This window comes from Streptomyces sp. WM6378 (assembly GCF_001279695.1).
Lineage (GTDB): Bacteria > Actinomycetota > Actinomycetes > Streptomycetales > Streptomycetaceae > Streptomyces.
This window is the reverse complement of record NZ_LGDD01000162.1, coordinates 1-713: the sequence shown is the minus strand read 5'-3', so window position 1 is coordinate 713 and position 713 is coordinate 1. Positions and strand designations below refer to the sequence as shown.

Annotated in this window: 1 pseudogene; it reads right to left on the bottom strand. The window is 78.0% G+C overall.

Annotated elements, in window-relative coordinates:
* A pseudogene (locus ADK54_RS45985) lies at positions 1 to 713 on the bottom strand (hypothetical protein); the annotation flags it as partial.

Below are 713 nucleotides of genomic sequence, written 5' to 3'. Positions count from 1 at the left end.
GGGTGATGGGGGCGCCGATGAGGGGGCGGCGGCGGGCGGTGTCCGGGATCGGGTTCTGGACGCGGCTGACCCGGCGGACCATCGGCTTGCGCTGTACGGGGGGTGTCACCGGGGGCGGGGTGGTGGTCCCCGCATCGGTGGGGGAAACCGATGCGGGGACGTTGGAGGGGCCGTCGGGGACGACGGCGGGAGTGGGCGCGGGTGCGGGCGCCTTCGAGGCGGGCCGCACCACGCCGACGGGGTCGAGGTGGTGGGAGGGCCGCACCGGGCGGGGCGCGGAGGTGAGCGAACGCTGGGCGGGCGCGGTCGCCGCACGCTGAACCGGCGCGGGGTTCCGGGGAGCTGCTGCCGGGTTGGGGCGGCTCGGCGTGGCCGTAACAACGCGCCGTACGGCGGGAGTTGGTCCGGGTGCGGTAGAGGGGGTTGCCGCCGAGCGGGGTCCCGTCGGGCCGGACGGGGGTACGGCGGCACTCCGAGTCACCCCGGGCGCGGCCTGGGCGGGGTTGCCCGCCGGGGCGCCTTGAGGGGCAACAGCCCGCTGTACGGCGGGAGTTGGGACATGCCCGGCCGTCGTGCGGGACTGCTCCACCGCCTCGCGCGAAGGCGTCTCACGCGAAGGTGCGGCAGCCCGCTGCACGGCGGCGGGTTCGGCCTGGGCGGAAGACCGCACCGCCGGGGGTGCCTGCTGGACGCCGGGGGCGATCGGGGCGGGG